Genomic DNA, 18149 nt, shown 5'->3' with positions numbered 1-18149 from the left:
AAAGCGCAAGGAGTTAAAGATGAGGGTGCTCAAGTTTGGTGGGTCGTCGCTGGCATCAGTGCAACGTTTTGCTGAAGTTGCACTGATTGTGCAGCAGCAAAGCAGCACTGATAGTATTTGCCTGGTGTTGTCAGCGCCACAAGGAGTAACAAATACACTGGTTGAGCTGACTGATCTGGCTTATCTGGGGTCTGATTTTGCACCATTGCTACAGCAGCTGGCAGAACGCTATCAGCAATTGCTGTCTGATGCTGGCGCACAGTTCGCCACTATCGAGTTAGCAGCGGCAAAACAAGTGGTTGAGCGGCAGTTGCAGCAGCTAACAGCGCAATTAACCGGAATTTCGTTGCTACGTCACTGTCCTGATCATATCAAGGCGCAGTTGCTGGGGTTAGGGGAGCAATTCAGTGTTGCCCTCATGGCTGCGTTGCTCAATGCTAACCAGATTACCACACAGGCGCTGGATGCTGTCTCGCTGGTTAAAAGCAGTGGTGATTATCTTAATGCCACTGCTGATATTGCAGCGTCTGAGCAGACGTTACAGCATGCTGTCGCTAGCAATAATGCCCGCGTCTATGTCATAGCGGGTTTTGTTTCCAGCAATGCGCAAGGTGAAACCTGCCTGCTTGGCCGCAACGGCTCTGATTATTCCGGCGCTATTGTCGCAGCAAGCCTAAGAGCCGATGCCTGCGAGATCTGGACTGACGTTGACGGTGTATACAGTGCCGATCCGCGTCAGGTTAAAAATGCCAAACTCATTGATCGTTTATCTTACGACGAAGCTATGGAGCTGTCATATTTTGGTGCCAAGGTATTGCATCCAAAAACCATAGGCCCGCTGGCACGTTATCAGATCCCTTGTTATATCAAAAACACCCTGAACCCCTCGGCACCAGGCACCCGTATCGATAACGATGGCGAAGGCGATGCGCTGGTAAAAGGCATTTCCAGTCTGGAACACCTGACACTGATTACCGTATCCGGCCCCGGGTTAAAAGGCGTGGTTGGTATGGCCAGCCGGGTTTTTGCGTCAATGGCCCGCTCGCAAATCTCAGTGAGCTTAATCACGCAGTCTTCATCAGAATTTAGTATCAGCTTTTGTGTACCACAATTGCATTTATCTGCCGCTAAGCGTGCGTTGCAGCAAGAGTTTGAACTGGAACTGCAAACCGGCTTATTGCGCCCGTTAAATATTCAGTCTGATATGGCGATAGTAAGTCTGGTTGGTGACGGTATGCGCCAGCATCAGGGCGTAGCCGCGAAGTTTTTTGCCTCATTGGCACAGGCCAGAGTTAACGTGGTTGCTATTGCACAAGACAGCAGCGAGCGCTCTATTTCGGCGGTTATTGAACAAGCTGCGTGTAAAAATGCAGTAAAGGTTTGTCATGAGAACTTTTTCAGCCATATTCCCAGCATTGATATTTTTCTGGTGGGCTGTGGCGTGGTAGGCAGTGAACTGCTGCAGCAAATTTATCGGCAGCAGGCTTTTTTACACAGTCGTCAGGTTAAGCTAACGGTCTATGGTATTGCCAACAGTAGGGCGTTGTTATTACACAGCGACGGTATAGATTTACAGCACTGGCAACAGCAATTAGCAGATGCCAAACACCAGTTTTCGGTGTCTGCACTGGCAGACTTTGCCCGCAGCCAGCATTTGACTAATCCGGTGCTGGTTGATTGCACCAGCGCAGAAGCGGTTGCCGGCCAATACGCCGACTTTCTTGCCGCTGGCTTTCATGTGGTTACGCCGAATAAAAAAGCCAATACTGCGTCCTACAGCTACTATCAGAAACTGCGTCAGCTGGCGCAGCAGCACCGGCGGCGCTTTTTATATGAAACCACAGTTGGCGCCGGCCTGCCGGTTATCGACACCTTGCAGGGTTTACTGAATGCCGGTGATGAGCTGGTTGCCTTTGAGGGTATTTTATCCGGCTCTTTGTCGTACATCTTCGGTGAGCTGGAAGCGGGTGTCAGTTTGTCTGAGGTAACAAATAAAGCTCGCGAAAAAGGCTTTACCGAGCCAGACCCTCGTGATGATTTGTCGGGTATGGATGTGGCGCGCAAGCTGCTTATTTTGGCACGTGAAGCCGGTATGTCATTAGAGCTAAGTGATGTAGAGGTTGACTCAGTGTTACCTGCAGGCTTTGCTAATGAGTGCAGCACAGAAGCGTTTTTAACGCAGTTGCCTCAGCTGGATGCTGAATTTGCCCAGCGTATCGCGCAAACAAAAGCAGACGGCAAGGTGCTGCGTTATATCGGTGAAATTGTTGATGGTAAATGTAAGGTTGCCATTAAAGCGCTGGATATAGATCATCCGCTGGCTAAGGTAAAAGACGGTGAAAATGCGCTGGCGATCCACACCCGTTATTATCAGCCAATCCCGTTTGTTTTGCGTGGCTATGGTGCTGGTGCGGCTGTTACGTCTGCCGGTGTATTCAGCGATTTAATGCGTACCCTCGGCTGGCAGCAACAGGTGTAATGACGATGCAGCAAGTTTCTGAATTCACTACGCCAGATTATCTGAAGCGTTATTATGCCCCGGCTTCAACCGGTAATTTTTCGGTTGGATTTGATTTGCTTGGTGCTGCCTTTGAGCCGCTAAATGCTGACTTGTTTGGTGATGTGCTGGACATCGTTGCTGAGAGCGCAGAGCTGAGCCTTGATATTGTTGGTCGTTATGTTCATCAACTACCACAAAATAGCAGTGACAATCTGGTATTAAGCTGTTTTTATGCTTTTGAGCAAAAAGTCGGCCGCAGTTTGCCCCGGCTATCATTGCGGTTACATAAAAACTTACCTGTTGGCAGTGGTCTGGGGTCCAGTGCCTGTTCTATTGTTGTTGCCTGTTACGCTTTTAATGACTACTTCGGCCAGCCATTAACGCAACACGAGTTACTGCAATTGATGGCGCAGGCAGAAGGTGGCGTTAGTGGTAGTGTGCATTACGATAATGTGGCGCCGTCATTTTTGGGTGGCCTGCAGTTAATGTTACCAGACAGCGACAAGCTATGTCGGGCCTTGCCCTGGTTTGAGCACTGGCGTGTGGTACTGTGTTACCCCGGCACCGTGTTATCAACCAAAGCTGCCCGTGCGGTGTTACCGCAACAGTTAACGTTGGCGCAAAGTATTGCGTTTGCCGGCATATTAAGCCGCTTTGTCAGTGCTATGTATGTGGCGGACGAAACAGAAGCCGTTGCCGCGCTGCGCGATCTGGTCGCTGAGCCGGCACGCATTCCATTGTTGCCGGAGTTACCTGCGCTGCGCGCTGCACTGACAGAGCAAGGGGTGTTACATTTGGGTATTTCCGGTGCCGGACCAACATTATTTGCTTTATGCAGTAACGATGCCCAGGCGCGGCTTGCGGCAGAGTATTTATCGCGGCATTATGCCAAAAATCAGGACGCGACTACACAAATCTGTCGCTTGTCAGCACAAGGTGCCCGGGCGCTTTAGTGAAAGAGGCTGTAGAAAATTATGCAATTAACAAATTTAAAAGTAGCGGCTGAGCAGGTGAGTTTTTTACAGGCCGTTCGCCAGGGCCTGGGTTTGCAGCAGGGGCTGTTTTTCCCCACGCAGTGGCCCAAGCTTGATATAGATGCGTTATTAGCGATGCCGCTGGTGCAGCGTAGCAGCGAGATCCTCAAAGCGTTGATTGGCGATGAATTAACGGCTACTGAAGTAGCGCAGATGCTGCAACGGGCATTTACGTTTCCGGCACCTCTGGTTAGCGTAGGTGATGATTTGGCTTGTCTGGAGCTGTTTCATGGCCCAACACTGGCGTTTAAAGACTTTGGCGGTCGTTTTATGGCGCAGGCGCTGGCTAAAGCGCAGTCTGGCAAAGATACCACCATAGTCACTGCTACCTCTGGAGATACCGGTGCAGCTGTGGCGCATGCGTTTTATCGCCAGCCAGGCGTCAAGGTAGTGATTTTATTTCCAAAAGGCAAAATCAGCCCGTTACAGGAAAAGCTGTTTACCACCTTGGGCGAAAACATTACCACATTAGCGGTAGACGGTGATTTTGATCAGTGCCAGGCGCTGGTAAAGCAGGTATTTGACGATAAACCACTGGTGCAGCAGCTGGGTATTAATTCTGCTAACTCTATTAATATCAGCCGTTTATTTGCTCAAGTATGTTACTACTTTGAAGCCTTTGCTCAGGTGCCGGCCGAAAAACGTGCTCAGGTCGTTGTTGCTGTACCCAGTGGCAATTTCGGTAATCTTACAGCTGGCCTGATCGCCAAGGCATTGGGCTTACCGATTAAGCGTATGGTTGCGGCCACTAACAGTAACGATACTGTGCCACGATACTGGCGCAGCGGCGACTGGCAACCTAAAACTACTGTGGCTACGTTGTCTAATGCGATGGATGTGGCGGCGCCGAACAACTGGCCACGGGTTGAGGCTTTGCTGGCACAAGGTGTTATTTGTCGGGATGATATTGAAGCAGTCATGGTGGATGAAGACGACACCGTGCTGGGCGTACGGCAGTTGTCGCAGTTGGGTTATTTAAGCGAACCACACGCTGCTGTGGCATTTAAGGCACTCAAGCGTAGTTTGCAAAGCGGCGAGTACGGCATTTTTCTGGGTACCGCCCATCCGGCAAAATTTAAAGAACAGGTTGAGAACATTCTTGGTACACCCTTAGCCTTGCCTGAAGCTTTGGCGCGCTGCGCGGCGGAGCAGAGCTTATGTCGTGATATTGCTGCCGATTTTGTCGAGCTGAAACAGGCGCTACTGGCATTGGAGTCACATTAATGTCATGGCAGCAGTTACTCGGCGAAGAGAAAACTCAGCCTTACTTTATTGAGACGCTGTCGCAAGTTAAACAGGCACGACTGGCGGGGCAGGTTATCTACCCGCCCGAGGCCGATGTGTTTAATGCCTTTAAACTGACTGAGCTGGATAAACTGAAAGTGGTGATCCTGGGGCAGGACCCTTACCATGGACCAAATCAGGCACATGGGCTGGCGTTTTCAGTTCGTAATGGTGTCCGGGTGCCGCCGTCGCTGCAAAATATGTATAAAGAGCTGGCGTTAGAATACCCGGATTTCCAGATCCCCAGCCATGGTTGCTTAGAACGTTGGGCAGAGCAGGGCGTGTTACTGCTTAATACCGTGTTAACGGTGGTAGCGACACAGGCTAATTCTCACAGGCATTTAGGCTGGGAGCAGTTTACCGATAAGGTCATAGCGCAGATAAGTAGCCAGTGCCAGGGGATTGTGTTTCTGCTGTGGGGTTCACATGCGCAAAAGAAAGGCCGTTTTATTGACCGTCAGCGCCATCATGTGCTGGAAGCACCGCATCCGTCACCGCTATCAGCCCATCGCGGTTTTCTTGGTTGCGGCCATTTTAAGCAAACAAATGCCTTGCTGCAGCAACAAGGCAAAAGCCTGATAAACTGGCAACTGTAATGGCATAGTACAAATAAAAAAGCCCGCAGATTAATGCGGGCGTTTTTTACAACTCTATGTCAGTCAATTCCGGCTCTATGGTCCAGTCTATGTCTGTAAGCTCTTTTTTGAGGCGTTGCCGCTCCTTCAGTTGCTCTATTTCGCGCCATTTACGCTTTACTGCCTTAGGTTTGGCAGCGGGGCGTTCCAACATATTCAGTAAATCTTCGAAGCTTTCCATTGTTTTGCCTCTCTGAGTGTTGTTGTTATTTTCAACAAAGTGTTTACCACATTTCTATCGAAAATAAAACACCCAAGTGACAACCTGATGACAGGCCCGGCGTATTTAGTGCTATTTTTGTCGCATAAAGTGCGCTATTAGTGCCTGGGTTGAGTTATCCAGGCTACTGCTATCTGTGCCACAAAGCGCCTGGTAAATCGGCCCGGACAACTGTTTACCCAGTTCAACGCCCCATTGATCGAATGAATTAAGCCCCCACAACACGCCCTGGCAAAAAACTTTATGTTCATAAAGGGCAATTAATGCACCCAGATAATAGGGTGACAGTGCCGGTAACAGCAAAGTATTGCTGGGTTTATTGCCTGGTGACACCTTATGCGGTGCCAATGCAGCAGCTTGCTGTGTTGTCATGCCTGCGCTAAGGCACTCCTCAGTGGCTTCCTGTAGCGTTTTACCCTGCATCAGGGCCTGAGTTTGGGCAAAGCAATGCGCAGCTAAACGCTGATGATGGTCAGCCAAATTATGCGCACTGGAAACTGGCAGAATAAAATCTGCCGGTACAGCCAGCGCACTTTGATGTAGTAACTGATGATAAGCGTGCTGACCATTGGTACCGGCATCGCCCCATATTACCGGCGCGGTAGCATCAGTGAGTGGTTGGCCATCAATGTCAACACTCTTGCCGTTAGACTCCATATCCAGCTGCTGTACATAGGAGGGTAGCAAGCGCAAATAATGGCTGTATGGCAACAACGCCTGGGCCTGGCAGCCAAAGCCATTGATATACCAAATGCCCAGCAATGCTAACGTTAGCGGCATGTTTGCGGCTGCAGGCGCAGTAACAAAATGCTGATCCATCGCTTCGGCACCGGCCAGCAGCTGGGCAAAGTGGGTATTGCCAATCATTAATGCCAGCGGTAAACCAATTGCCGACCATAAGGAATAACGACCACCCACCCAATCCCACATTGGCAGGATGTGCTCTGGTACTATACCAAACTCGGCTGCGGCGCTGATATTTGACGAGGTAGCCCAAAAATGACGGGCGATAGCGGCGCTGTCTGCACCCTGATCTTTAAACCACTGGCGGATAGCCAGCGCGTTTTGTTTGGTTTCTTCGGTGCCAAAAGATTTCGACGCCACAACAACAAGGGTGGTAGCCGGGTCGAGGTTTTTCACCACATCAGAGACTACAGCGCCGTCGATATTGCCGGCAAAATGCAATTTAACCGGGCTGCAGTGATACGGCGTTAACGCCTCAACAGCCATTTGTGGGCCCAGCAGTGAGCCGCCAATGCCAACCCAAATCAGGTCAGTAATCGCTTTACCGCTGTAGCCTTTATATTCGCCGCTATGTAGTTGGTTGACCAGCGCTGTCATTTTGTCCCGGCAGGCGAGGATCTGGCTGCCAACATCTTCGCCATCCAGCGTCAGGCCCGTTACATCGGTTTTGCGCAGCATCATATGCCAGACAGTGCGCTGTTCGGTGTTGTTAATCTTATCGCCGGCTAACATCGCTTGCAGCTTTTGCTGCAGCGGGCTTTGTGCCGCCAGCTGCTGCAAAGCTTGCCAGCTTGTATCGTCGATAAGGTTTTTCGAGTAGTCCAGCAAAATACCGCAAGCTGTCATGCTATAGCGACTGGCCCGGGCTGGATCCGCAGCAAAAGCCTGTCGTAATGATATGGGCTGAGCGGCCAGCGTTTTTAACGCTGACCAATGAGTGGCTAACATAGACTACTCCCTTAATGAAATGTTGTTACAGCGCTTGCTGGATCGTTTGTTCCAGTTTGCGTTGGTCGATAGCAAACTTGCGAATACCCTCAGCCAGTTTTTCAGTGGCCATAGCATCTTCATTCATTGCCCAGCGGAACTGACTCTCGGTCAGTTGTTCTGGTGCAGTTGAGCTGGCCCCGTTGTCAGTTAAATGCACCACAAGTTCACCCTGCATCTGGCTTAACTCTGCCAGCAACGCCGGGCTTATCGTCAGGCGATCACAGCCGGCCAGTGCCAGCACTTCGCCGGTGTTACGAAAACTTGCGCCCATCACCACCGTATTGAAACCATGCTGCTTGTAAAAGCGGTAAATGTCGCGCACCGACAATACACCAGGATCGGTTTCGCTGCTGTAATCCTGGCCAGTGCTGGCTTTGTACCAATCCAGAATGCGGCCGACAAAAGGCGATATTAAATATACACCGGCTTCTGCACAGGCTCTGGCCTGCGCCATATGGAATAGCAACGTCAGATTACATTGAATGCCCTGCTGTTCCAGCTGGCGTGCGGCCTGGATCCCTTCCCAGGTCGAGGCAATTTTTATCAGGATCCGCTCGGTGCCAATACCATTTTCGTTATAAAGTGCAACCAGTTGCCTGGCTTTAGCTACCGTTGCTGCGGTATCAAAAGATAAACGGGCGTCTACTTCAGTGGATACCCGGCCAGGTACCAGCTTAGTTATGCTAGTGCCGATATCGACAGCGAATTTGTCTGATGCCAGACTCAGTTGCCCAGCACTGTCATTGCTGTTGCGCTTGGCGTACGCTACAGCGCTTGCTAGCAACGGCTTGGCAAAATCTTGCTGGCTGGCGTTTAGCAGTAAACTGGGGTTAGTCGTTGCATCAACCGGACGAAATTGTTCAATTGCCGTCAGATCGCCACTGTCTACTACCACGGTGGTTACCGCTTTTAGTTGAGAGAGTATGTTGTTCATGTTGTTTTATTACCGTATTTTTGCTCACATATTAGTGATATTGGCTCTAATAAGCAATTTATGTAGAAAAATTACAACAAAAGGCTGTTGTAACGGAAAACTCATGATAATAGCGTTGCATGGAGTAATCTAAGTTACTATATTGCCTGTTCTGTCGGTAGTATGCCGATACCAAGTTGTAACAGTAAATTAGCACAGGATCTCGATGATCTTCCAAGCCAGCTTCTATAAAAGTAAAAAACTATTGTTAATTGAAGACTGTGAGCCGGTACGTGCTTCTATTAAGGGCATGGTACAGCAAATAGGTTTCGATGATGTTACCACTGCGTCCGATGCTTTGCAGGCTATTGCACTGATAAAAAAGCATAGCTTTGATTTTGTGCTAGCCGATTTTGATCTGGGCGCTGGCCAGGATGCGCTGCAGCTTTTTAACGATGTTAGTCAGCAAGCGTCGTTAAAGTCGGGCTGTTGCTTTTTGCTGATGAGCGCCGAGCCCCGGCGTTTACCCGTGCTGGGCTTATTAAAAGGCGCGCCGGACGCGTTTATCCTGAAACCTTTTTCTTATATTGAACTGGAAAAGCGCCTGGCAAAAGTGTGGAACCACCGGCTAAAACTGCGCAAAGTGTATCAGGCATTAAAAGACGATGATCATCATACTGCCCAGCTGGAGCTGGACCAGGTGATCAATGCGCGCAGCTCTGCATCCTTACCGGCCTTGCGCCTGATGGGGGAGGTGCTGCTGCGTGAGAGCAATTTTGCCGCAGCGCAAAAATTATATGAGCAGGTACTACAGCAGCGAGACTTCAGTTGGAGCCGGTTAGGCTATGCGGTTACGTTATTGCAGCAGCAGGAATTTACGCAGGCGCAGCAGTTACTGGTTGAAATGACCGAAGCTGATGATATACGCCCCGAGGCTCAGCAATGGCTGGCTTGCTTATTTCTGCAACAAGGGCAATATGCCGAGGCCAGACAACAGCTTAGCGAACTACTTAAAAACCAGCCGACACATATCGAGGCTCATCTGGCTATAGCGATAGCATTAGAGTGCAGCGGCAATACAGATGAGGCAATTAAGTACTGGCAAAAACTTATTCAGCAGTACAGGTTCTCCGGCTTTGACCGGGCAGAATTCTATTTTTCGTTAAGCCGTTTGATACTGCAGCAGGCACAGCGTGCAGCTGCGGCAGAGGTTGCCGGTCTGCTTAAAAAAGCCACTGACGCATTATCCTCGTTACCAAATAAACTTCAAAGCGATAAAACCGATGCCGCCGTTGCCGTATTGCGCGCCAGGTTTGGCCTGCTGCAAGGCAATTTTGCCGACGCAAAACAACAATTGGAGTTATTGCGCCAGCAAGAATTACCGTCAGACCCAGCGGGTTTTCTTGACTGTGCGTGTCTGGCGTTTTCGCTTGGCGAGGTAAAATTATCAGAGCAGTATCTGGCAGAGCTAAAAGCCTGTGAGCGCCCCTGCACAGATCTAAACCGCTGCGGCCAGAATTTGCTTGCCAAGGCGCTGCCCTTGCAAGAGCAACAGCAACGAATAATGATCCGGCAGTGGAATCAGGCCGGTATGGAGCTGATGCAGCAAGGTGATGCTGGCGCAGCATTGGTGCAATTGCGCCAGGCGTTTATATATATGCCCTGCAATGCCGCATTAATTTTAAATTTGCTGCAAACACTTACCGAGTTGCCTGCAGATAAAAAGCTGGTTGCGCTGGCGAAGACTGCGCTGAACGCGTTGGAGTTTAGTAACAAAACGGACGCTAATCAGCAGCGACTAGCCAATTTACTGCCAAAACTACCAGAACTGTATCTTAAATAATTTTTCAAGAATTCAGGACATTATCTATGTTGTTGCTTGTTTCTCCCGCCAAAGATTTGGATGTTCAACCGCTAACGCAAAAAGTCGCTGTTACCCAGCCGCAATTACTGCAGCAAAGCCAGCAACTGGCCGATATTTGCAAAGATCTGACACCAAATGATTTATCTGGCCTGATGCACATTAGTGACAAGCTTGCCGGCTTAAATGCCGCCCGTTTTGCTCAGTGGCAATTACCGTTCACTGAACACAATGCCAAAGCGGCATTGTTTACTTTTAATGGTGATGTATATCAGGGCCTGGACGCATTAAGTTTATCGGATGACGATATCGCCTTTGCCCAGCAGCACTTACGTATTCTGAGTGGTTTGTATGGTGTGCTCCGGCCACTCGATTTAATGCAACCCTACCGGCTGGAAATGGGCACTAAGCTGGCAAATCCGCAAGGTAAAGATCTATATGCTTTCTGGCAGGATACGATTACCACCCTACTCAATCAGCAGCTTAGTGAGCTCAACAGCGAGCTGGTGGTAAATTTGGCGTCGCAGGAATATTTTAAAGCGGTAAAACCCAAGCTGCTAAATGCCCGCCTTATTACTCCGGTATTTAAAGATTTTAAAAACGGCCAGTATAAAATTATCAGCTTCTTTGCTAAAAAAGCGCGTGGTTTAATGGCGCGTTATATTATTCAACAGCGTATAACTGAGGCAAGCAAGCTAAAAGACTTTGATTTAGCTGGATATCAATTTAGCGCTGAACAATCGTCGGCAAATGAGCTGGTATTTTTACGCCATAATACAGAATAGTTCTTGCAAGGCGTGAGCTGAACCGGCTTGTTCACGTCAACACGCCGTAAACCCTTCCATGGGGGCTCGATTCAGGCATCCATGCCTTCAACGGTTGACTTAGAACAAACCGATTCTGCCGATTGATTCAACATTACGTCCGTCCGAATTTTTGTTACAATGCCGCTCTTTGCCGGTAGCGGCTTAAACCTGGTATCACAGATGAAATTTCCCGGCCTGCGTAAAATTAAACATTATTTCCCGGTATCCCAGCCTAAACCTCAGTTGCCCAGCTTCGAAGTGCGGCCAGAGCTGGATACCTATATCGTCGGCCTGGATCAAACTATTGTTGATGTGGTGGCCAGCGTTAGTGATGAGTTTTTGCAAAAGTACAACATTCACAAAGGCTTATCTAACCTGGTCGAACACGGTAAAGCCAACCTGATCTATCAGGAGCTGGTAGCACACAACGCCATTTCCGATCATTTTGCCGGTGGCACTATTGGTAATACTATTCACAATTATTCGGTGTTGGCCGATGATAAATCGGTGCTGCTTGGCGTAATGTCGGCCAATATTGCGCTGGGCTCGCCGGCGTATCACTATGTTTGCCACACCAGTTCTAAAGTAGATATGAACCATCTGCAAGGCGTAGCTGGTGATATAGGCCGGGGCATTACCATGATAACGCCGGACGGTGAGCGTACCTTTGTTATCGATCCCAGCGATATGGACGAATTAAGCCCGGACTATATTCCCACTGATATTATTGCCGCAGCTGCTGCTTTTGTGGTTAGTGCCTACCCACTGCGTGCCACTGATCAGCCAATACAGCAAGCGATGTTAAAAGCGCTGCAAGATGCCAAAGCGCATAATGTCCCGGTGGTAATGAGCCTGGGTACCCGCCATTTGGTAGAAGAGAACCGCGAACAAATTTTGCGTACCATTAAAGACTACGTCAACGTGCTGGCGATGAACGAACTGGAAGCCGAAGCCTTAACCGGCTTTGCCGATCCGCTAAAAGCCGCCGAAGCCATATTAGATCATACCGATATGGTGTTGATCACTGCTGGGCCGGAAGGTTTATACCTCTGTGGCCATACCGATGACAGCGTAAAACGTGAAAGCAGCAATCCGATAAAGTCTGCCAGCCTGGCCGATTTTAACCAGTTTGAATTTAGCCGGCCGATGTTGCATGCCCACTGTGATAAGCCGCTAAAGGTGTATTCGCATATCGACCCCTATTTAGGCGGGCCAGAGCGTATTAAAAACACTAACGGAGCCGGGGATGGTGCGCTGTCGGCCATTTTGCATGATATGGCGGCAAATCATTTTCATAAGCAGGTGCAGCCGTTATCTGGCAAGCACGAGCAGCCGTATTTAGCCTATTCGTCGTTTGCGCAAATTTGCAAGTATGCCAACCGGGTAAGCTATGAAATTCTGGTACAAAACGCGCCGCGCCTATCCAAAGGCTTACCCGAGCGGGAAGACAGCCTGGAAGAGGCTTACTGGGAAAGATGATAGCGCATTGAACTTGGTGTGGCGCTGCTTTAGTGGGCAATCCCGCTGTGCTCGCCACAGCAACTCGCAAGCCATCCCTGGCTTGCTCAGACACTCTGTGGCTGCGCATCGGGACGCCCACCTTCGAGCACTATCACTATCTGTTTATTAACTCTGAAACACACTGTCCAGTAAGCGGAATGTACCGGCATCGGCATCCAGCTCTACGCGGCCACCTACCGGCACAATAAACTGCTGTTTAATATGGCCAATCATGGCGCCTCGGTAGGCCGGGATATTCAGCGGCTTAATATGGTCGTCAAAAATCTGATCCATCGTCAGCCAGCCATAGCCACCGCTGGGGCGACAAGCGGTGCATTCACCAAAAATAAAGCCGGCTATTTTATCCAGCGCGCCCATCAGCTTTAATGTGCTAAGCATACGATCAACCCGGTATGGCGCTTCTTCTACGTCTTCTAAAAACAGTATTTTACCTGCGAAGTCAGGCAGGTAAGGTGAGCCGGCTAAAGCCGTTAGTACGGTTAAATTGCCACCGACTAATTCACCCTGCACCTTGCCTCCAGTGATGGTAATGGTGCGGTTTTGCCGCGCCACTAACTCGTCTTTGGCATCCAGTACATTTTGGTATTGCATTAACTCGCGGTTGAAAAACAACCGCTGAAACTGGTCGGCATTAAAGCTGTTCCAACTGCCGGTGCCGTTCGGGCCGTGAAAGGTAACCAAACCGGTTTGGGCGTGAATAGCATTGTGCAAAGCCGTGATGTCAGAATAGCCCAGCAGTACTTTAGGGTTATTGCGAATAAGTTTGTAATCCAGCAGAGGTAGCAAGCGGGCCGCGCCTGAACCGCCACGCAGACAAATAATAGCTTTAACCTCTTTATCGGCGAACATGGCATTGATATCGCTGGCACGCTCAGCATCGGTGCCGGCTAAATGGCCGCGACGGGCAGCCAGGTGTTTACCGGTTTTTACTTTAAAGCCCAATGCTTGCATGACTTCCTGCGCTATTTGTAAGTCCAGCGCTTCGTCGGTGGCTTTAGACGGGCTAACCAGGGCGACAGTATCACCTGGTTTTAACGCCAGCGGCAGCAGACGTTTAGCGCCGGCCGATGGTGCGGCCATAACACTGCTGCAACTGGCCAGCGGCAGCAAGGCAGCAGTCAGGGCGCAGTTTTTTATAAATTGTCTTTTGTCCATCGGCTGGCTCCATCAATGACACTGAAAATAATTTATTCAACATATCAATAGCAGCTTTACTAAAAAATTCCAAGGCGGTGGCGCAGAAATGCGATAACCGCCAACTTTTTATCGCCGGCGGTCAGGCAGGATATTGCGGATTATTTTACCTTTTTCGCAGCTTTTTTTGCCGCAGCTTTGGTTGGCTTTTTCTTTTTCACCGGCACCTTAGCTTCTTTGTTTTTTGGCCGTAGTGCTTCTATCACCCGGCGTTTTAGTTTTTGTTCAACATAACGCTCTACTTTGGCCAGTATCGCCATATCGTGCGCTTCAATCAGTGAAATGGCGGTGCCTTTTTTGCCGGCACGGCCGGTGCGACCAATACGGTGCAGGTAAACGTCGGCACTGCGCGGCATGTCAAAGTTAATTACATGGCTAATATCGTCAATATCCAGGCCGCGGGCTGCGATATCAGTGGCCAGTAAAATTTTTACCCGGCCGCTGCTAAAACGTTCTACTGCTTGCATGCGTTTGTCTTGCGGCATTTCACCCTGTAACCAGCCACAACGCAGACCGGCGGTCTCTAACTGTCCGGTTAAGCTGGCCAGACGTTCACGGGTTTTAATAAAGACGATGGCTTTGGTGACATCTTCTTGCTTTAACAAATGCAGTAGCAGTGCCAGTTTATGCTGTGCGTCATCGGCTAAATGTACCCACTGCAAAATTTTGGCGTTTTCTTTGCGTGACGGTATTGCTTCTACCCGCTCGGGCTCTTTTAATGCGCGTGCGGCAAAACGTTCTAAATTAGCGCCCTCAAGGGTGGCCGAAAATAAAAAGGTTTGCCGGCGGCGGCGGGCTTCCAACACAATACGGTTCATCTCACCAATAAAGCCCATGTCCAGCATGCGGTCGGCTTCATCCAGAATAAGCAGTTCAACTTCATCGGCCTGAAAGCTTTCTTCGTCCAGGTATTCGGTTAACCGGCCCGGTGTTGCGATAAGAATATCGTTATTTTTTTCCAGGGTGTCTTTGTGGCTGCCGTAATTAATACCACCGGTGATCACGCCAACATTAAGCTCGGTAAACTGGGTAAAATGTTTAAACTCGTCATACACCTGATAAGCCAGCTCGCGCGTTGGTGTCATTACTAATACACGGGCGAAGCCTGGGTCTTTACGGCCAAAATCAAGCAGGTACTGAATAGCCGGCAACACAAAGGCCAGGGTTTTACCGGTGCCGGTTGGCGCACTGGCGAGTAAGTCTTTGCCTTCCAGCGCCAGTGGGATCGCCATGTCCTGGATCAGTGTCGGCTGGGTAAAACCGCGCATGCTGATGGCGCGGTTAATATCGTCGTCCAGTTGAAAATCTGCGAATGTTGTCATGGTGTCCTCAGCCTGATTACCTGTACGGTGACAGCGCGCCTGCTTCGCCGTAAACTGGCGGGGTGGAGGTGCTGATGTCAGCCGGTTTTCAATGTAAAAAATTCTATGTTGCTCATGATCAGTGCGCGATGAAAGTCGGCACTGACGGTTTATTATTGGGTGCCTTTGCACCACTACCGCCACCGCATAGCGATATTCTCGATATTGGCGCCGGTTCCGGCCTGATAAGCCTGATGTTAGCTCAGCGCACCGACTCTGCCAATGCGATAGATGCGATAGAGTTAGACCCTGCCGCTGCGGAGCAAGCTGCCGCCAATGTGGCCAACAGCCCGTGGCCTAATGCAGTGCGGCTGATAAAGGGCGACATTCTAACCTATAGCAGTAGCAAACGTTACCGCTTAATTGTATCTAACCCGCCGTTTTTTCAACAATCGCTGCTATCTGCCGATGCACGCCGTGCTCAGGCGCGGCATACAGACAGCTTGCCGTTTCTGGCATTGTTAAATAAAGCCGCTGATTTGCTGGCGCCACAAGGTGTGTTTACGTTAATACTGCCGCTGTCTGGCGCGCAGCACATGCAGCAGCTGGCACTGGCCCAGGGTTGGTTTTTACTGCAGCGTTGTGATGTGCACAGCCGGGCAGACAAACCGGTACAGCGCGTGTTACTAAGTTTGGGCAACGTGGCGCAACCAACGCAATACAGCAGCTTGGTTATCCAACAAGCTGATGGCAGCTATACGGCTGATTACAAGGCGCTGTTACGGGATTTTTATCTTAAGTTTTAATGGCGGCTTATTCCAGCGCCGCCGCAATTTCCGGTAATATCTGGTTAACCCAGTCATTTAACCGTGCGTCGGTTAAGTCGTACTGGTTCTCATCATCCAGTGCCAGGCCATAAAAGTACGAACCATCTTCAGTTAGCGCTTTAGAGGCAATAAAATCGTAACCGGCAGCAGGCCAAAAACCGATACGGTGCGGATTTTGTGGCGCTATAGCATCGTGTAGCATGCCCACGGCATCAATAAACCACTCGGCGTAACCCAGTTGATCACCCATGCCATAAATAGCGATAATTTTACCGCGTAAATCTACCGCCTGAATGTCATCCCAATGCGCTTCCCAGTCTTCTTGAATTTCGCCGAAATCCCACGTCGACAGGCCGAGGATCAGGATGTCGTAATCGGCCATCTTGCCAAGCGGTACCTGCTTAATATTATTCAGCTCTACAATATCAGCACCAATCAGTGCCTGAATTTTCTCTGCCACTATTTCGGTATAGCAGGTGGTAGAGCCATAAAATAAGCCGATTTTCATCGCAGTCTCACAACTAGGTAGGCGCCAACCAAGCCAGCGCTAAAAAAGGTGGCATAGTGTAGCAGAACAGCACGACAGACAAAATGGCGGCTTTGCGCCACGGCTGGCATGCGCTACCATAAGCAGCATTAAATTATCGGTTAGTTTCGGCAGTAGCAGTGGCATCAAAGGAAATTGTATTATCAGAGCAAGCGTTAATTAGCGCCTTCCTTGATCAGCTATGGCTGGATAAAGGCGTTAGTGAGCACACGCTTAGTGCCTATGGCACAGATTTAAAAAAGTTTGCCCAGTTTCTGGCCAGTCAGCAGCACAGTTTGTTAAGTTGCAACAGTCAGCTGGTAAACCGTTATCTGGCCGTGCGGGTGGATAAACAATTTAGCCCGCGCAGTACATCCCGCGCACTTAGTAGTTTGCGTCGCTTTTACGCCTATCTGCATCAAAGCGGTAAGATGGCCGATAACCCGTTGTCGCAGCTGTTAAACCCGAAAATTGGTCGCAGCCTGCCAAAAAGTTTATCCGAGCAGGATGTCGATGCACTGCTCAATGCGCCGGACATCAGCGACCCCATTCAGTTTCGTGACAAAGCCATGTTGGAATTGCTGTATGCCAGTGGCTTGAGGGTGTCAGAATTAGTTGCTTTGACCATGCAACAAATTAACCTGCAACACGGTCTGGTAAGGGTGGTGGGCAAAGGCGAAAAAGAGCGCCTGGTGCCAATGGGCGAAGAAGCGGCGCATTGGTTGCTGCGCTATTTGCGCGAGGCCAGAGTGCTGCTGTTGGGCGGCCAAATGCTGGATGTGGTGTTCCCAAGCAGCCGGGCACAGCAGATGACGCGGCAAACGTTCTGGCACCGGATTAAATTTTATGCCAAAGTAGCGCACATTCAGGCCGCGCTGTCGCCACATACGTTGCGTCATGCGTTTGCCACTCATTTACTGAACCATGGCGCTGATTTGCGCGTTGTACAGATGTTGCTGGGTCACAGCGATTTATCTACCACGCAAATTTATACCCATGTTGCGCAGGCCAGGTTACAAAGCTTGCATCAATTACATCATCCGCGCCCGTGAGCGCAAGGCAGGAAACAGTTATGAAAAAGTTAGTAGTCGCCCTCTGTGGTCTGGGTTTAATGGCTGGCGCTGTAGCACAAATTAAGCCGGCCGAATCGCAATACCAGCATATAGAGCAGCAGTTTGCCGCGTTGAGTTTAAGCGTTAACGCCGTGTCGGAAGGCCCGCTGGACGGCATGTTACAGGTGTTTACCAACAAGGGGCTGTTTTTCACCTCTAACGACGGCCAGTACTTTTTTGAGGGTAATATTTACGATCTGAAAAACCAGCAGCTGGTAAACGAGCAGCAAATGCGGCCTTATATTCAGCAGCAGGTCGCGAAGGCCGCAGACGGTGTGATTGAATACAAAGCTAAAAATGAAAAGTACGTGATCAACGTATTTACCGATCCCAGTTGTGGTTATTGCCGCAAATTACACCATGAAATGCAGGATTATAATAACGCCGGTATCACAGTGCGTTACCTGGCGTTTCCCCGTGGTGGAGTAGGCTCGGAAACCTACCTGCAAATGCAACATATCTGGTGCACTAAAGACAACCGTGGCGCTATGGATGCGGCTAAAGACGGCGACAAAATAAAGCCGGCTATGTGTACTAACCCGGTAAAAAGCCAGTACGAGATGGGCCAGTCGTTTGGCATTAACGGCACACCGGCAATTATCTTACCCAGCGGCCGGCTTATTCCGGGTTATCAACCTGCCAAAGCCTTGCTGGCGCAGTTAGAGGCGAAATCTTAAGCCA

The 18149-nt window shown here is 49.9% G+C and carries 16 protein-coding genes; 10 read left to right on the top strand and 6 right to left on the bottom strand.

Annotation, left to right across the window (positions count from 1 at the left end):
* Nucleotides 1-19 precede the first annotated feature (19 nt).
* Genes thrA through ung form a run of 4 tightly spaced genes read left to right on the top strand, consistent with a single transcriptional unit; the run spans nt 20 to nt 5414 of the window.
* Complete coding sequence (thrA, locus tag ACYVIC_RS00385) at nt 20-2479, top strand: bifunctional aspartate kinase/homoserine dehydrogenase I (protein WP_460856237.1); 2460 nt, start codon at nt 20-22, stop codon at nt 2477-2479.
* A gap of 5 nt (nt 2480-2484) precedes the next feature.
* Nucleotides 2485-3453, top strand: a complete 969-nt coding sequence (gene thrB, locus ACYVIC_RS00380) for a homoserine kinase (protein WP_460856236.1) — start codon at nt 2485-2487, stop codon at nt 3451-3453.
* Nucleotides 3454-3474: 21 nt separating this feature from the next.
* Nucleotides 3475-4758: a threonine synthase gene (thrC, locus tag ACYVIC_RS00375; RefSeq protein ID WP_460856234.1), complete on the top strand. Its 1284-nt coding sequence runs from the start codon at nt 3475-3477 to the stop codon at nt 4756-4758.
* Nucleotides 4758-5414 (top strand): uracil-DNA glycosylase, encoded by a 657-nt coding sequence (gene ung / locus ACYVIC_RS00370; protein ID WP_460856232.1) that lies wholly within the window; start codon nt 4758-4760, stop codon nt 5412-5414. The genes thrC and ung overlap by 1 nt, the downstream gene beginning before the upstream one ends.
* A gap of 46 nt (nt 5415-5460) precedes the next feature.
* Here the strand turns inward: ung and ACYVIC_RS00365 are convergent, their stop codons facing one another.
* The 3 genes from ACYVIC_RS00365 to tal all read right to left on the bottom strand — a co-directional run bounded on the left by ACYVIC_RS00365 (nt 5461) and on the right by tal (nt 8341).
* The gene (locus tag ACYVIC_RS00365; protein ID WP_460856231.1) at nt 5461-5634 is read right to left on the bottom strand and encodes a DUF3545 family protein; all 174 of its coding nucleotides are present in this window, start codon (nt 5632-5634) and stop codon (nt 5461-5463) included.
* 111 nt (nt 5635-5745) lie between these two features.
* Nucleotides 5746-7365, bottom strand: coding sequence for a glucose-6-phosphate isomerase (gene pgi / locus ACYVIC_RS00360; protein ID WP_460856229.1), 1620 nt, complete (start codon nt 7363-7365; stop codon nt 5746-5748).
* A gap of 25 nt (nt 7366-7390) precedes the next feature.
* Entirely contained in the window at nt 7391-8341 is a 951-nt protein-coding gene (tal, locus tag ACYVIC_RS00355) for a transaldolase (protein WP_460856227.1), read from the bottom strand.
* A 205-nt stretch (nt 8342-8546) separates the two neighbouring features.
* Between tal and ACYVIC_RS00350 the strand changes: the two genes are divergently transcribed.
* The 3 genes from ACYVIC_RS00350 (at nt 8547) to ACYVIC_RS00340 (ending at nt 12466) form a co-directional block, all read left to right on the top strand.
* The gene (locus ACYVIC_RS00350; RefSeq protein ID WP_460856225.1) at nt 8547-10163 is read left to right on the top strand and encodes a tetratricopeptide repeat protein; all 1617 of its coding nucleotides are present in this window, start codon (nt 8547-8549) and stop codon (nt 10161-10163) included.
* 26 nt (nt 10164-10189) lie between these two features.
* Entirely contained in the window at nt 10190-10966 is a 777-nt protein-coding gene (gene yaaA / locus ACYVIC_RS00345) for a peroxide stress protein YaaA (protein ID WP_460856223.1), read from the top strand.
* Nucleotides 10967-11167: 201 nt separating this feature from the next.
* Nucleotides 11168-12466: an inosine/guanosine kinase gene (locus tag ACYVIC_RS00340; protein WP_460856221.1), complete on the top strand. Its 1299-nt coding sequence runs from the start codon at nt 11168-11170 to the stop codon at nt 12464-12466.
* A 147-nt stretch (nt 12467-12613) separates the two neighbouring features.
* On the opposite strand, the gene ACYVIC_RS00335 is transcribed toward ACYVIC_RS00340, so the two are convergent.
* Both ACYVIC_RS00335 and srmB read right to left on the bottom strand, forming a co-directional pair.
* Entirely contained in the window at nt 12614-13663 is a 1050-nt protein-coding gene (locus ACYVIC_RS00335; protein WP_460856219.1) for a S66 peptidase family protein, read from the bottom strand.
* A 140-nt stretch (nt 13664-13803) separates the two neighbouring features.
* Nucleotides 13804-15024, bottom strand: coding sequence for an ATP-dependent RNA helicase SrmB (gene srmB / locus ACYVIC_RS00330; protein WP_460856217.1), 1221 nt, complete (start codon nt 15022-15024; stop codon nt 13804-13806).
* A 74-nt stretch (nt 15025-15098) separates the two neighbouring features.
* Here srmB and ACYVIC_RS00325 point away from each other — a divergent pair, with 74 nt between their 5' ends.
* Nucleotides 15099-15809: a tRNA1(Val) (adenine(37)-N6)-methyltransferase gene (locus ACYVIC_RS00325; protein ID WP_460856216.1), complete on the top strand. Its 711-nt coding sequence runs from the start codon at nt 15099-15101 to the stop codon at nt 15807-15809.
* Between the two features lie 7 nt (nt 15810-15816).
* Here ACYVIC_RS00325 and fldB read toward each other — a convergent pair whose 3' ends face one another.
* A complete protein-coding gene (gene fldB, locus ACYVIC_RS00320) occupies nt 15817-16338 on the bottom strand; it encodes a flavodoxin FldB (protein ID WP_460856214.1) in 522 nt (173 codons plus the stop codon).
* Nucleotides 16339-16496: 158 nt separating this feature from the next.
* On the opposite strand from fldB, the gene xerD reads away from it, so the two are divergent.
* Complete coding sequence (gene xerD / locus ACYVIC_RS00315; RefSeq protein ID WP_460856213.1) at nt 16497-17408, top strand: site-specific tyrosine recombinase XerD; 912 nt, start codon at nt 16497-16499, stop codon at nt 17406-17408.
* A gap of 20 nt (nt 17409-17428) precedes the next feature.
* A complete protein-coding gene (gene dsbC / locus ACYVIC_RS00310; RefSeq protein ID WP_460856211.1) occupies nt 17429-18145 on the top strand; it encodes a bifunctional protein-disulfide isomerase/oxidoreductase DsbC in 717 nt (238 codons plus the stop codon).
* The last annotated feature ends 4 nt before the right edge of the window (nt 18146-18149 follow it).

Source organism: Rheinheimera gaetbuli (assembly GCF_054781935.1).
The sequence above is the reverse complement of the archived record's forward strand: the minus strand, read 5'-3'. Positions and strand labels throughout refer to the sequence as shown.

Bases quoted from the DNA above. Each gene is read 5' to 3' on its own strand.
- thrA (WP_460856237.1), top strand. From the start codon at position 20: ATGAGGGTGCTCAAGTTTGGTGGGTCGTCGCTGGCATCAGTGCAACGT.
- thrB (WP_460856236.1), top strand. From the start codon at position 2,485: ATGCAGCAAGTTTCTGAATTCACTACGCCAGATTATCTGAAGCGTTAT.
- thrC (WP_460856234.1), top strand. From the start codon at position 3,475: ATGCAATTAACAAATTTAAAAGTAGCGGCTGAGCAGGTGAGTTTTTTA.
- ung (WP_460856232.1), top strand. From the start codon at position 4,758: ATGTCATGGCAGCAGTTACTCGGCGAAGAGAAAACTCAGCCTTACTTT.
- ACYVIC_RS00365 (WP_460856231.1), bottom strand. From the start codon at position 5,634: ATGGAAAGCTTCGAAGATTTACTGAATATGTTGGAACGCCCCGCTGCC.
- pgi (WP_460856229.1), bottom strand. From the start codon at position 7,365: ATGTTAGCCACTCATTGGTCAGCGTTAAAAACGCTGGCCGCTCAGCCC.
- tal (WP_460856227.1), bottom strand. From the start codon at position 8,341: ATGAACAACATACTCTCTCAACTAAAAGCGGTAACCACCGTGGTAGTA.
- ACYVIC_RS00350 (WP_460856225.1), top strand. From the start codon at position 8,547: ATGATCTTCCAAGCCAGCTTCTATAAAAGTAAAAAACTATTGTTAATT.
- yaaA (WP_460856223.1), top strand. From the start codon at position 10,190: ATGTTGTTGCTTGTTTCTCCCGCCAAAGATTTGGATGTTCAACCGCTA.
- ACYVIC_RS00340 (WP_460856221.1), top strand. From the start codon at position 11,168: ATGAAATTTCCCGGCCTGCGTAAAATTAAACATTATTTCCCGGTATCC.
- ACYVIC_RS00335 (WP_460856219.1), bottom strand. From the start codon at position 13,663: ATGGACAAAAGACAATTTATAAAAAACTGCGCCCTGACTGCTGCCTTG.
- srmB (WP_460856217.1), bottom strand. From the start codon at position 15,024: ATGACAACATTCGCAGATTTTCAACTGGACGACGATATTAACCGCGCC.
- ACYVIC_RS00325 (WP_460856216.1), top strand. From the start codon at position 15,099: ATGTCAGCCGGTTTTCAATGTAAAAAATTCTATGTTGCTCATGATCAG.
- fldB (WP_460856214.1), bottom strand. From the start codon at position 16,338: ATGAAAATCGGCTTATTTTATGGCTCTACCACCTGCTATACCGAAATA.
- dsbC (WP_460856211.1), top strand. From the start codon at position 17,429: ATGAAAAAGTTAGTAGTCGCCCTCTGTGGTCTGGGTTTAATGGCTGGC.